The sequence below is a fragment of the Chryseobacterium carnipullorum genome (assembly GCF_003815695.1).
Lineage (GTDB): Bacteria > Bacteroidota > Bacteroidia > Flavobacteriales > Weeksellaceae > Chryseobacterium > Chryseobacterium carnipullorum.
This window is the reverse complement of sequence record NZ_CP033920.1, coordinates 386,220-399,087: the sequence shown is the minus strand read 5'-3', so window position 1 is coordinate 399,087 and position 12,868 is coordinate 386,220. Positions and strand designations below refer to the sequence as shown.

Here is a 12,868-nt window from a genome sequence, read left to right as displayed (position 1 = left end):
ATAAGAAATAACAATAGAATAATAAAATTAAATTGGATGTAAGTTGCTGATAATTAGGTGTTATAAATATAAATGTATTTATAATAAAATAAAATAAATACAAAAAAACATATCTCATAATCAGGTGGTCCCTGGTTCGAGCCCAGGTGGGACCACTAAAAATCAGACACTTACAGAAATGTGAGTGTCTTTTTTTATTTTGTTGCAAGAAAGTTGCAAGAATATAATCCATTACTTTTAAATTTATCTTTTATTACATTCATATAAGTAAATATGAACAAGACAAAGAGTAGATATTAATAAACTAAAAACTAACCCAAAACCATGAAACAATTATTACTTAATAACAACAATTCTGTTGCTTATGATGATATTGATGCAGACGATGTAAAGGTATATATAGACGGAAAATTGCACGAATTTAATGATACCACTGATAACAGAATCGATTATGCTATTGCAACAAAAAGAAAAAAATATTCTCAGTTACTTAATAATCAGTTTGAAAATTTGATACTTTTAACTGGTGCTGGTTCATCTATAGGATGGGGGAAAGATGGTAAAATAGGTAAATCTATGGCTGATTTATGGGATGATGCAGAAAACTTATTGACAAGTGATTTATTTAGTAAATTACTTGAAAGAATAGGATATAATGAAACTTGGCCTGATGGTGAAATTATTAAGAACTTAGAGCGGGTTCTTTCGTTAGCAACTCCTGCAATACCATTCATACCAAAAACAGATATTGATATTGAAGACTGTGTAAATAAAATTAAAAACTTTATTAAAAATGCATGTGACCTTAGTTTACCAGATAATGCACCTCATACTCTTTTATTAAATAAAGTTACTAAACGTAAAGTTACTTTACCACGATTCAAATTATTTACATTGAATTATGACTTAATGTTTGAACAAGCAGCTTGTATAGGTAATTTTGTTGTGATAGATGGTTTTTCATTCTCCAAACCACGCACATTTAGTGGGAGAAATTTTGATTATGATATTGTATCAAGAAATCAAAGTAGAGTAAAAGAAGAAGATAATTTTATTCAAAAGGTTTTTCATCTATATAAATTACATGGATCGTTAAATTGGGATAGAGAAAATGAAAAAATAATACAAAAAGATGATGCTTTAGAGCCCTTAATGATATATCCCCATCAGTCAAAATATGAAAGTTCTTATGAAGCTCCCTATTTTGAAATGATGTCAAGATTTCAATCCAATTTAAGGAGAGAAAATGTTTTTCTTATCACAGTAGGTTTTAGTTTTGGTGATAAACATATTGTAACTGCAATTATTGAAGCTTTAGAACAAAATCCAAGTTTTCAATTAATGATTATAAATAGGGGGATTGATGAAACAAATGAAAATTTGAAACCCTTGATAGAAGCTGCAAAAAAGTATTCTAATATATCTATTGTTGCTGAAACATTTGAAGATTTTGCAATTAATTATCCAGATTTAAAATCTTATAATCAAGAAGATAGTAAACAGATAGTGATTAACCTCCCAAATAATTAATTTTATGAACAATAGTCCTTTTAACCATAGTCACTTTCTAGGATATATCAACTTTGTTTCACCGTCATTTGTTAAAATACATTTTCCTTCCTCCGTATTAATGAAAACTTTTGTTCATCATGCTGAGTCACTAAGAGGAGGACTTGTAGGGAACTATATTGTAATTGAAGGGGAGGACAAAGGATTTTTAGGTAAAATGCTAGAAATTTCGTTACCTGAAAAAGAGCGTTTAGAATTGAGTGAGAAAACTTTTTCAACCAAAGCATTCCATCCGGTAGGGAAAATTGAAATCCTTTTATCATTTGATTTATTTAATCCAAGTAAAATAGAAAAAGGTATAAATAGTATGCCATTAATAGGATCAAAAGTTTTTATATGTTCATCTGAATTTCTTTCAACTCATTTTAAAACTTTTGGTGTAAATTCTGAAAGCATAGATAGTTCTCCTATATTTAAATTGGGTAATTTAATTTATGATAAAAATGTTCCTGTTAATATTTCGTTGCAAGCAATTTTTAGCAGACATTGCGCAATTGTGGGTACAACTGGTGGAGGGAAAAGTTATTCAATTAGTAAATTTATTGAGGGAATTATAGAAACAGGAGCAAAGGCAATAATTCTGGATCCAACAGGTGAATATTCGACCTTTGATGATCATCCAAATGTTGATCATTCTGTTCTGATTACTGATAGCTATTTTCCATACCAAAATCTTACAATTAATGATTTTTTTGTTCTATTCAGACCTTCTGGCCAAGTTCAACAGCCATTATTATTAGAAGCAATTAAGTCTTTGAAAGTTGCACATTGCCTACTAAGTAGTCTTCCTAATAAAATACATAGTAAGAATGGAGATAATGATTTATTTACTTATAGAGATCAGCAAGTAATTATTAATAATGGATTGATTGTAAAACAAGGAAATTTTACCGCAGCCTATAATAATGCTTACTACAAATATAAATCTATAGTAGAAGAATTTACAATTAACAACTTTGATATATCTATTCTTCATAAGCAAATAGGTAATGAATGTTATCAAATTTTCAATGACAGATGGTCAGTAACACGAGATGAGAGAAATTATGGAAATGCCACAAGTCTTATTATGCGTATAAACAATGTGATATCAGATAACAATTATTCTCAAATGTTTGGATTTGGTGATTCCACAAATAAAAATTTAATTTCCCAAATTGAAGAATTCTTAATTAACCCTAGAAAAAATATACTAAGGATTGGTTTTGAAAACGTACCATATAATTTTCAAGTTAGAGAAATCTTAGCTAATTCGTTAGGTAGATATTTGTTGAATAAGTCTCGAACAAATATTTTTAGAACATCTCCTTTGATACTTTTTGTAGACGAGGCTCATCAATTCTTAAATAAAAAAATTAAGTGTACGTCTTCAAACCAACTTAGACATTTTAGTTTAAATCCTTAAGGAGGATTTTCGGTTTATAAACTTACTAATTTTTGTTGATTATATATTTGTCTTCTTTTTCGGATGGATTCCGCTTTTGTTTGCTTTCTTTTTTCCAAAATCTGTTCTGATCTTCCGAAGTACACATCTGCTGGAGTGAGGTTATTTATCGACTCGTGATAGCGCTTGTTATTGTAGTTTTCTACAAACTTCTCCAGTGCTTGGATGAGTTCCTCGGGGTGATAAAAATGATTGAGTTTCACTACGTTTTTCATAGTTCTGTGATAACGTTCAATCTTACCTTGGGTCTGCGGATGCATTGGTTTTCCGTGAACCTGCTTCATCTTTACATTATCTCTAAGATAGGTTTTCAGTTCACTGGAGACGTAGCAGGAACCGTTATCTGAGAGCAGTTTCGGTTTAGCTTTGGTCTTTAATTTCGCTTTTTTAATGGCCGTGTCCACCGTTCGTTTCACATCTTCGGCCTTCATCGAGTCGCACAGCTCCCAGTGAATGATGTAGCGGCTATAATCGTCCAAAATCGTGCTCAGATAGTACCATCCCCAGCCAATGATCTTGAAATAGGTAAAATCTGTCTGCCACATTTGATGCACAAATTCAGTTTTGTCTTTGAACTCATTTGCTGCCGAAAGAAGAAAATGATTCGGTGCCGGGATTAAGTCTCTTTGCTTTAAAATACGGTAAACACTGGATTCTGAAATAAAAACACCTTGCTCATCGGTAATTTTGTAGGCCAGTTCCCTTGCAGACAATTCGGTGTGTTCCAAAGCGATCTCTACCACCAGATCTTTCTGTCTTTCAGGAATGCTGTTCCATTGTCTATGGTTTGTTCTTTTCGTAGTTTCCAAGCCATCATAGCCGTATTCGAGGTAGCTTTTATACCATTTGTAAAAACTACTTCTGGCGATTCCAAAACTTTCCAAGGTTCGCTTCACACCGATTTCACTCCTGGTCACCGTTTGAATGATCTCGTATTTCTCGGCTGCTGATAATCTCATATATTTCCTGTATTTATCGATTAATCCAGCCTGTCTAAACTTTTTTTTACAATATCATAGCGAACGACCAGATCAGCTACGATCTCTTTCAAACGTGCGTTTTCCTTCTTCAGATCTGATACTTCATCACTCGTAGCCTCGCGAGCAATATCTCCATTGAGACGCTTCTTTCCTGCTTCCATAAACTCCTTGTTCCAGGCATAAAACTGCGACTGTGCAATATTATGGTTCCTGCAAAGTTCGGCTACGGAAGTCTCAGCTCGAAGACCTTCCATCACGATTAAAATCTTTTGCTCTGCAGTGAATATTCTGCGGGTGTTCTGCCGAATATCTTTTACGAATTTCTCGGTCGGTTTCTTTTTCGGTGTTGCCATAATTAAAATTACTCTTTTTATGAAAACACTCCTTAACTTTTTAATATCTAATGTCTACTTTTTGCTGACGATTTACAATTGCCCATTTGATTACAGAGGAAAAACTGGAGGTTAATCTCATCAAAATGGTTTAAAATGAATGTGTTTACACCTTATATCCCATTAATTTCAGATTCCTGGACAGAAAAATACAAGGCTGTTCTTGCTGATGAACATCTGGCGACTATGGAAAGCAATATCTGCAAATTTCAGGAAAACATTCTTGAATCAGAGCTCCCGTATTTTAATGAAGAAATTAAAACAGACAGAAAAGAAAGCTTTGAACTGTTTATCAATATATTTCAAAGCAATAATTCCGATGAGGTTAAAGCATTACATTTAGAAAAAATTCCTTTTGAACACTGGCTTACTATTCTGGGACAACGACTGACTTCTGCCAGCATCAGGGATGAAAATGCTGTTCCGCCTTTAAAACTGATATTGCTTGAAGCCTGCATGAAAAGTTTTAACAGTGAAATTACCATGGCACAAAGAGCCTGGGAGAAACATATCGGAAGAATGGACGATCAGTTCTGGGGCGAAATCAAAGGAAATAATCTGCAGAAACAGGAAAAAGTGATGGAGAAAATCAGCTATATTCTGGACAACAGAACCTGGTGGAATGTTTTCTATCATTATAAACATGAGCTTGTTTTTGAAGTCAGGGAAAAAGAAGGTCACGGAATCCGTTGGAGCCACGGCGGTAAAAAGCTCATCGGTTTTCTTGAAAAATTTATCAACGAATAACGGATAAATCTTCAGTGCGTAAAAAGATTGCGTACTGCACAGATAATTTTGCAGATATAAACTGAAGCTATGAATTTTTCAGATCAAAAATTTTCGCAAAACGAATGGGAAATATGTCTCAAGGTTCTGAATGCCTTGAAAGATGATCCGTTCCTCAATCCTGACAATCAGACATTTTCAGGACTGATCACGAAAATTCATAAGAATGCTAAAAAACAGATCCGCCATGAAAATTATTCAATGATGAAATCTCATGATCTTGCGGTGAGTTCTGATGCTGTTCTTATGCAAAAGGCATTGGCAGGAGCTTCAGCTTTCTATGATGATAAAAGAGAGGAGACGAAACTCACTCCGCTTAAGATCCCGAAAAACTGCTACTGCTGTAACCAGAGCTATCAGTATGCCCATTCTTTTTACACAAGACTTTGCCCGAAATGTGCCGCAGAAAACTATGAAAGACGTTTTGAAACGGCAAATCTAAAAGGACGAAATGTTATCCTGACAGGAGGAAGAGTGAAAGTAGGATGGGCCACCGCATTGAAATTGTTGAGAAACGGAGCCAATTTGGTTTTGACAACCCGTTTTCCGGCACTGGCGCTGGATATGATGCAGCAGGAAGCAGATTACGAAGACTGGAAAGAAAAACTCTGGGTGTATGGTTTGGATCTGAGAAATCTGAAAGCAATCCAGGATTTTATAGATTTTTATAAAACCCGTTTTGATACGTTGGATATTCTGATCAACAATGCAGCACAAACCATAAAATATCCTGATGAATATTATCTTCCGATCATCAAATGTGAAAAGGAAAAGTTAGTTGAATTCAAAAATATTCCAAATCTTTTTCCGAACCAGACAGAAATTTCAAGCGAAATCGCAAAACTTGAATATGCACAGAACGACGAAACGACGGTGGCACTTACCCGTTTCGGACAGCCTGTCGACAACAGAGAAAAAACAAGCTGGAATTCTACACTGGAAGAAGTTTCTATGTATGAACTGGTAGAGGTGAATCTGATCAATCATATCGCGCCTTATTTTTTAATTAAAGAACTGAAACCTTTGATGAAAAACTCAGCGTTTTCGGAGAAATTTATCATCAATGTGACCTCTTCTGAAGGTATTTTCAGCTACGATAATAAAACAGTATTTCATCCGCACACGAATATGACAAAGGCGGCTCTGAATATGATGACGCTTACCTCAGCAAAAGAATTTGAAAACGATCAGATTTACATGAGTGCAGTAGATGTAGGATGGATTTCTACAGGAGCCAAAGAAAGTCTTCGAAAGAAGCAGTTTGAGCAGGGATATATTCCGCCGCTGGATTCTGTAGACGGAGCGGCGCGAATTTTACATCCGGTCGTTGAAGGAATAAAAGGAAATTATTACAGTGGAGTACTGCTGAAAAATTATAAAATAAATGCATGGTAAAGGGAGAAACGTTAGCTCAATGGAAGAGCGCTGAGTCGACAAGTCAGAGGCGCAGGTTCGAATCCTGCCGTTTCACAGAGAATAATAAGGAAAGAAATAGTTTAATCCGGAGAAAACCAGCTTCTAAGAAGCGAATTATCGGTTCGAATCCGATTTTCTTTCTGTTTTTTATCATCAAAAAATAAAAGCCATGTTGAAAAAGATATTTGATTTTTTTAGAGAAAACGGTCCCGTTGAAGAAATAACAGTTGTTCCTGTCACGCAGGAAAGTACCCTTCATTTTGTAGAAAACATGAATATTCCCGAATCATCTGACATTAAGCCTTACCTAAGAAAAAGTTCAGAGGCAAGAGAAAAAATCAACAACTTAGAAGAACACACCGAAACTTATAAAGAATACTGTCTGGAAAAGACAAGCAATCAGCATACCCTGAAAGCACCCGGATATAAGATTATTGAAAAAGACGGTAGTACGGAAACTTTCAGAATCTATGGCGATGGCTTTATTTTTCACGGTGAACATAAAATCCTTCGTATAGAAAGTGACTATTTTGTAAAATACATCCAGCAGGAATACAATCCCATAACCCAACTGACAGAAAATGCATACGACTGATCCCATCACAAGATATAAAGTATTCTCCACGGAAGACCTTCCGGAGACGTCTTTTGATGACCCTGTGACCGTAGAAATATATGGCAGAAACATCACATGGGACATTGAAGAACTGAACGGAACCCTGCTTCTGCGTGGAGAAGGATGTCACTTTCCGAACCTGAAAACAGTCAAAGGATCTCTATCTATAGATGCTGCAGACTGTTCTCTTCCCAATCTTAAGATCGTAGAAGAAAACTTCACCCTGCATTGTTTTGCCCAAATCTGGGGACTGGAAACCGTAAAAGGTCATTTCAAATGCATCATTGATTTTGATTTTAAAAATCTGGCAACGATAGGAGGAAATATTTCCCTTAAAAAAGCCAATGTCATTGCAAGAGGTAAAAAGCTGGTGCAGTCCAGAATTGTTATCCCGATCAATCATCAGTATGAAGTGGAATTTCTTCCGAAAGAAGGTGTTTTCAATGTCGATATTTTCGGGAACGATATTATTATTCCACACTATGAAATCCGTGGAAGGATTAATGTTTACGGTAAAAATGTATCTTTTCCCTACCTTGAATTTCTTCAGGGACAGATCAATATGGAATGCCGTGACAAAACCGGGCATTATTTTACACACGATTTTCCGGAACTGAAAAAAATAGTCGGACACCTCAGATTTGAAAAGACAAAAGCTTCTTTTCCGGTGCTTCAGGAAATCACGGGAAATATTCTATTGGAACAGGGTTGTTATGCAGATTTTCCATTGCTGGAAACGTCAGGCAGCATTTCTGTTAACCGTAATTCAGGCGTAAGGTTTCCATTATTGAGAAATGTGAACGGAAATATTCAGAATCAGGGCGAAACCTGTCATTTTATATCTTTGGAAAAAGTAAAAGGAACGTATAAAACCCACCAGACGATTGCCCCTAAAATTCAGGAAGTCGGGGATCTGGAGATGCATACTTCTTTGGAATTTGAAAATCTTAAGAGAATCAACGGAAGGCTGATCAATGCATTCAAAGTTAATTTTAAATCTCTTGAGTATATTAATTTTTTCGGTGATGAAAGACATAACGGGTCGCAACTTCCGGCATTGAAACAGATCAATTTTTATCTGTACCAGAAAGACGATCATTTTGAACATCTGGCTAAAAATATTTATTTTAAGATCAATGACAGAATGTATCTTTCCAAAGATAAACTGATCCTTTCCGGAGCGTCTTTCAACTATGCGGTTCATCAGCAGAATTACACCATCCGGAAACTGGTTTCTATCCTGAAGCTGCGTCACAGCAGTTTTCAGAACTTTATGACGAGAGAATATGAACGCCAGTGGACGAGGTTTGAAACGCCGTTTTTTACCAAAATTCTGGAAAAAATAGAAAAACTCTGGAATGGGGTGGAAACCATACAATTTGAAGAATTCTTCGAATCTACAGACAGAAATCTGCGTCTCTTCTGTTTTAATTATATAGGGGTAGGAAATCTGATGAAGCGTCTGGAAGCAGAAAAGATCAATGAAGAAGAAGCAGAACTGAATTACAACGAATACGATCAAAACGGAAATAAAACCCAGATCCTAAGAATCAACTGTTATGAAGTGTATAAAATTGAAAATAAAAAATTAGGAATTTATACTTGGCGTGAAACAGATCATTATTCCTATGCCGTAAAATGCTGGTGCCCTTCCACAGAAAAGGAACACTGGCTTTGGATAGAACAGGAATATAAAGGAAATGCGCTCACCGCCATCGCATCTACGTTCAGAATACATGAAAACATTATTCCACACATCAAGTGTCTGAAAAGACAGGGCGATCTTCTGATCTGTGAACTGGAAAGGGAAATTACGCCACGCGGCTTTCCCAGAGCGCTCACCGCTTCAGAATATTTCAGCCTGCTGGAAGTGGAAGCATAACTAAAGAAACAGTAGTTTAACTGGAAAAACATTCCATTCACCGGAAGGTTGCAGGTTCGGGTCCTGTCTGTTTCTATTTTAAAAGCTAAAACAATGAAAACATAGTAAACTCTTAAATTTTCAAATAAACGGAGGCAATAGTTTAACGGAAAAACGCACACTGCTAATGTGATATGCGGGTTCGAATCCTGCTAGCCTCCCTTTTTAATGCGAATAAAGGATGAAAAATACTTATAATAAAGGAGATTTCAGAGCCGGAGAAGACGGAAAAATCTCTCAGGAACTGAGAAAATATGGTAATAAAAAATGGCGAAGGACAGCAAAAACAATCATCAAGGATCAGTTAAGCGAAACATTTACATTGAAAAAAGCCATAAAAGCCAGACACAAAATAATCTGGGTAAAAATAACGAAAGAATTCAACGGAGTAAAGCGTTCGGATGTCAGAGGATTTTATTCTGAAAAAGAATTCAAAAACGTTTTGAAAGGACCCAACATTGTTAGATATTTTATAAACAAAAACAAAACAAAAACAAATGAATACCTACATTGATATTGGCATTAACCTGACCAATAAACAGTTCTATAACGAACACGAAGAAATGATCAACCGCGCCCTGGACAATGGCGTAGAACAAATGATCCTTACCGGAACAAGCATCCGGGGAAGTAAAGAATCTGCTGAAATCGCAGAAGAATATCCCGAAATTCTATTTTCTACAGCAGGGATTCATCCTCATGACGCCAAATCTTTTAATCAGGAAAGCATCATGGAACTTCGGAATCTTTTGAAATTGGATCACGTAGTCTCGGTAGGAGAATGCGGATTGGATTTTGACCGGGATTTCTCGCCCAGACCCATTCAGGAAAAATGCTACAGAGCCCAGTTGGAACTGGCTGTTGAGGTGAATAAACCCCTTTTCCTTCATGAAAGATCAGCGTTTAAAAGATTTAATGAAATTACAGATGAATACCTTTCCAGATTACCCGAAGCAGTTGTTCATTGCTTTACAGGAACTTTGGAGGAAGCTAAAATTTATCTTGATAAAGGATTTTATTTAGGATTTACAGGTGCGATAAGTGATGATAAAAGATTTAAACAGCTGGAAGAAGTGATCAGATACACGCCGCTCGACCGGATGATGATCGAAACAGATGCCCCGTTCATGCTTCCGAAAAATATGCCGAGAATGCAGAACCGCAGGAATGAACCATCTTTCCTTCCCTATGTGGCACAGACGATCGCTCACTGGAAGAAAATCAGTATTTCCGAAGTTGCAGAGGAAACCACGGAAACCGCCAGGAATTTTTTCAAACTATAAAAAAGAGCTCTACTGATGAAGTAAAGCTCTTTTTTATGGCGAAACTGCAAAACTGCAGCTTAACTTTTTGTTTTATTAAAGACTTTTTATTGCTGATTCCAAAGCCAGTTCCATCATCGGTTTAAGGGCTTTTTCTCTTTCGTCAGCAGAAATTTTTTCGTGGGTAGGAATAATATCAGTTACCGTAAGAATCGTCGCTGCGTTTTTCCCTAAATGTTGTGCATTTGCGAATAATCCGAAAGCTTCCATTTCTACAGCCGGACAGTTGTATTTCGTAGCAATCGCAGGAATATTCTGATCTTTTCTGTAGAAAATATCGCTGCTGTGTACATTGATCGCTTTGGTGGCTAAAGAAAGCTCCTGAGCCGTTTCATTGATGGTTCCAAAGATATTTCCCTGGTGAGGAAGGATCTCATCTTCAATTTCCCATGCATATTTGGCATACGTACTTTCGCTGGCCGCATTTTCAATATTTAAAATATCAAAAAGCTTAAGGTCCGTCGTGTAAGCTCCGCAGGTTCCGATTCTGATGATCGTATCTACTTCATACTCCGTAAATAATTCAAAAGAATAGATCCCGATACTCGGAAAGCCCATTCCGCTGGCACCTACACTGATCTCTTTTCCTTTATAAAGACCTGTATAATAAAAGATTCCTCTTGTTTTGCTTACCAGTTTAGCATTTTCCAAATAATTTTCAGCAATATATTGTGCACGAAGCGGATCCCCCGGCTGCAATACTACTTTAGCAATTTCTCCTTTTTTTGCACTGATGTGAATACTCATAATGTTATTTTGAAGGGACAAAGATAGCAACTTTTAGATTGAAATTTATAAAGATTTGTAGCTCAATATCCTAAGTTTTCTAAGCATAAATTCCCCAAACCAACCTCATAGGTTTCCAAAACCTATGAGGTTTAAATTAAACCAACGCAATGATCTCCATCATCTGCCCAATCCGCGAGAGCTGAAAAACAGAAAAAAGACTTTTATCATTAATTGAATCAATATATTTATAAATAATTCATCCCAAATATTATTTAACTGTCAATCATTCATATAAAAATTTTATTCTCTGCGAAATAGTTTTATTTTTGTTAGATGATGGAAACCAGATCCCCATTTCTAGACACTATTTTTCTGCTGCGAAACAGCGGGTCCATTACTGTATTTTCAAACCTGCAGGAAATTTCTAAAAAAGAAGAGCAGGAAGCAGGAGATTATTTCGAAGCAGAGTTCGAAAAAGAGAGACTGGAATTTTTATCCACAGCTATACATTGTGATAAAGAAGCTGCAGTTTGGGGAGCAAAAGTCCTGTACCACAGTGCTCAGCTCTATCTTATCCGGGAAAATACATCAAAAGATCTGGATAAACTGATCCCGAGAATGAAAATAACCGCTGATGTTTCTACCATCTTATCTGCAGATTTATCCCTGAGGTTTCTGCCACAGATTACTTCCGTTTTACAGACTGCAGATCCTTATGATCCATTGGTGAAAATTCTGGAAGATATTCTCACGCAGTTTCATTATTCCGGAATCGGATATCCGCTGAATCTGGAGAAAATCGACTGGGAAAAGGAGCTTCAGGACAAAACATACCGAAAATTATATCTGGAAAGGATCGTTGAAAAGAAGGCCTATTCGCTGGCAGAAATTCCCTATATTAATAAATTGCTTATGGCAGATTTTGGACTTCATAAGGATGTTTACTGGCGGGATTTAAAAATAGTTGCCCATGGAGATTAATACTGCAGTTGCATTAGGAGGAATAGTTGCTTCCTACTTTTTTGTGTTCTGTATTTTGGCATATTATGCCAATATTTTGATGTTTAAAACGAAAGTGAATGAGATTTGGATGTTCATGTCCTTTTCAAAACCCTTGTATGCTTATACCATAAAAAATGATCTCAGAATTAAGTTTGGCTATATTCCCCTTTCCAGCCTTGTGAAAACAGATTCAGGAGAGGATGTGGGGCCTAATGATGATGAACTGAAGAAATATGATAAGCGGACTATGAAAAATGCCTTTATTTTTCATGGAATAATGGGAACTATGCTCACCGTTTTAATTGTTGCTGTCATTTGGATTTCAGGGTATGATCCCCTTGTGATTTTTAAAGATTTCGGAACCCATATCTGGCTGCTGTTTTCAGGAAAGAATGACTTTTCTGGGTTTGTAAATTTTATTCACAGCCAATACACCGCATACGGGAAGCATTTTTTTATTTTTTTAAGTGTGGGAATATATTTTGTTTTTATCTCACTGGTCATGATGATTTCCTCACTGTATTCCTTCCTATCGGCGCTTATGGGCCTTGTGATAATAGTTGGATACTTTGTTGTAGGCTTTAAATTTCTAGAACTTCCATTTACTTTTTATATTGATCTTATTCTTTCACTGATTGTAATTGGATTTATATACTTTTTACTGTTAAGATTTTTCATTAAATAAATACTA

12 protein-coding genes and 2 tRNA genes are annotated in these 12,868 nt (G+C 35.9%); 12 read left to right on the top strand and 2 right to left on the bottom strand.

Translation table 11 applies throughout. The annotated features are described in order from the left end of the window. Positions 1-324: 324 nt before the first annotated feature. Together EG346_RS01905 and EG346_RS01900 are read left to right on the top strand one after the other, a co-directional pair. Positions 325-1,530 carry an SIR2 family protein gene (locus EG346_RS01905; RefSeq protein WP_123876809.1) on the top strand — a complete coding sequence of 402 codons (1,206 nt, stop codon included), beginning with the start codon at positions 325-327 and terminating at the stop codon, positions 1,528-1,530. Positions 1,531-1,534: 4 nt separating this feature from the next. Then, entirely contained in the window at positions 1,535-2,974 is a 1,440-nt protein-coding gene (locus tag EG346_RS01900; RefSeq protein WP_228426533.1) for an ATP-binding protein, read from the top strand. Positions 2,975-2,988: 14 nt separating this feature from the next. Here the strand turns inward: EG346_RS01900 and EG346_RS01895 are convergent. Then, positions 2,989-4,346, bottom strand: a protein-coding gene (locus tag EG346_RS01895) for an IS3 family transposase (RefSeq protein ID WP_394343264.1) whose coding sequence is annotated in 2 segments (ribosomal slippage) — positions 2,989-4,008 and positions 4,011-4,346 — 1,356 coding nt in all. Because the reading frame shifts where the segments join, the coding sequence is not laid out codon by codon here. Between the two features lie 135 nt (positions 4,347-4,481). Here EG346_RS01895 and EG346_RS01890 point away from each other — a divergent pair. The 8 genes from EG346_RS01890 (at position 4,482) to EG346_RS01850 (ending at position 10,407) form a co-directional block, all read left to right on the top strand. Next, positions 4,482-5,132: a tRNase toxin domain-containing protein gene (locus EG346_RS01890; protein WP_123876808.1), complete on the top strand. Its 651-nt coding sequence runs from the start codon at positions 4,482-4,484 to the stop codon at positions 5,130-5,132. Positions 5,133-5,201: 69 nt separating this feature from the next. Further along, complete coding sequence (locus EG346_RS01885; protein ID WP_123876807.1) at positions 5,202-6,566, top strand: SDR family NAD(P)-dependent oxidoreductase; 1,365 nt, start codon at positions 5,202-5,204, stop codon at positions 6,564-6,566. A gap of 5 nt (positions 6,567-6,571) precedes the next feature. Further along, a tRNA-Val gene (locus tag EG346_RS01880) sits at positions 6,572-6,641 on the top strand. 115 nt (positions 6,642-6,756) lie between these two features. After that, positions 6,757-7,182: a hypothetical protein gene (locus EG346_RS01875; protein WP_123876806.1), complete on the top strand. Its 426-nt coding sequence runs from the start codon at positions 6,757-6,759 to the stop codon at positions 7,180-7,182. Next, positions 7,169-9,085, top strand: a complete 1,917-nt coding sequence (locus EG346_RS01870) for a hypothetical protein (RefSeq protein ID WP_123876805.1) — start codon at positions 7,169-7,171, stop codon at positions 9,083-9,085. The genes EG346_RS01875 and EG346_RS01870 overlap by 14 nt, the downstream gene beginning before the upstream one ends. Before the next feature lie 130 nt (positions 9,086-9,215). Beyond that, positions 9,216-9,286 (top strand) — tRNA-Ser (locus EG346_RS01860). A gap of 19 nt (positions 9,287-9,305) precedes the next feature. Next, on the top strand, positions 9,306-9,638 hold the full coding sequence (locus tag EG346_RS01855) for a hypothetical protein (protein WP_123876804.1): 333 nt from the start codon (positions 9,306-9,308) through the stop codon (positions 9,636-9,638). Further along, positions 9,622-10,407 carry a TatD family hydrolase gene (locus tag EG346_RS01850; RefSeq protein WP_123876803.1) on the top strand — a complete coding sequence of 262 codons (786 nt, stop codon included), beginning with the start codon at positions 9,622-9,624 and terminating at the stop codon, positions 10,405-10,407. The genes EG346_RS01855 and EG346_RS01850 overlap by 17 nt, the downstream gene beginning before the upstream one ends. A 75-nt stretch (positions 10,408-10,482) precedes the next feature. Here EG346_RS01850 and deoD read toward each other — a convergent pair whose 3' ends face one another. Beyond that, positions 10,483-11,193: a purine-nucleoside phosphorylase gene (gene deoD, locus EG346_RS01845; RefSeq protein WP_123876802.1), complete on the bottom strand. Its 711-nt coding sequence runs from the start codon at positions 11,191-11,193 to the stop codon at positions 10,483-10,485. Between the two features lie 315 nt (positions 11,194-11,508). Here deoD and EG346_RS01840 point away from each other — a divergent pair, with 315 nt between their 5' ends. Then, a complete protein-coding gene (locus EG346_RS01840) occupies positions 11,509-12,156 on the top strand; it encodes a conflict system bpX4 domain-containing protein (protein ID WP_228426531.1) in 648 nt (215 codons plus the stop codon). After that, positions 12,146-12,862, top strand: coding sequence for a hypothetical protein (locus EG346_RS01835; RefSeq protein ID WP_123876801.1), 717 nt, complete (start codon positions 12,146-12,148; stop codon positions 12,860-12,862). Before EG346_RS01840 ends, EG346_RS01835 begins: the two co-directional genes overlap by 11 nt. Positions 12,863-12,868: the final 6 nt, after the last annotated feature.

What these genes read in the sequence shown, in the direction of transcription:
- EG346_RS01905 (WP_123876809.1), top strand. Translation starts at nt 325, where the DNA reads ATGAAACAATTATTACTTAATAACAACAATTCTGTTGCTTATGATGAT.
- EG346_RS01835 (WP_123876801.1), top strand. Translation starts at nt 12,146, where the DNA reads ATGGAGATTAATACTGCAGTTGCATTAGGAGGAATAGTTGCTTCCTAC.
- EG346_RS01890 (WP_123876808.1), top strand. Translation starts at nt 4,482, where the DNA reads ATGAATGTGTTTACACCTTATATCCCATTAATTTCAGATTCCTGGACA.
- EG346_RS01855 (WP_123876804.1), top strand. Translation starts at nt 9,306, where the DNA reads ATGAAAAATACTTATAATAAAGGAGATTTCAGAGCCGGAGAAGACGGA.
- EG346_RS01840 (WP_228426531.1), top strand. Translation starts at nt 11,509, where the DNA reads ATGATGGAAACCAGATCCCCATTTCTAGACACTATTTTTCTGCTGCGA.
- EG346_RS01900 (WP_228426533.1), top strand. Translation starts at nt 1,535, where the DNA reads ATGAACAATAGTCCTTTTAACCATAGTCACTTTCTAGGATATATCAAC.
- EG346_RS01875 (WP_123876806.1), top strand. Translation starts at nt 6,757, where the DNA reads ATGTTGAAAAAGATATTTGATTTTTTTAGAGAAAACGGTCCCGTTGAA.
- deoD (WP_123876802.1), bottom strand. Translation starts at nt 11,193, where the DNA reads ATGAGTATTCACATCAGTGCAAAAAAAGGAGAAATTGCTAAAGTAGTA.
- EG346_RS01885 (WP_123876807.1), top strand. Translation starts at nt 5,202, where the DNA reads ATGAATTTTTCAGATCAAAAATTTTCGCAAAACGAATGGGAAATATGT.
- EG346_RS01850 (WP_123876803.1), top strand. Translation starts at nt 9,622, where the DNA reads ATGAATACCTACATTGATATTGGCATTAACCTGACCAATAAACAGTTC.
- EG346_RS01870 (WP_123876805.1), top strand. Translation starts at nt 7,169, where the DNA reads ATGCATACGACTGATCCCATCACAAGATATAAAGTATTCTCCACGGAA.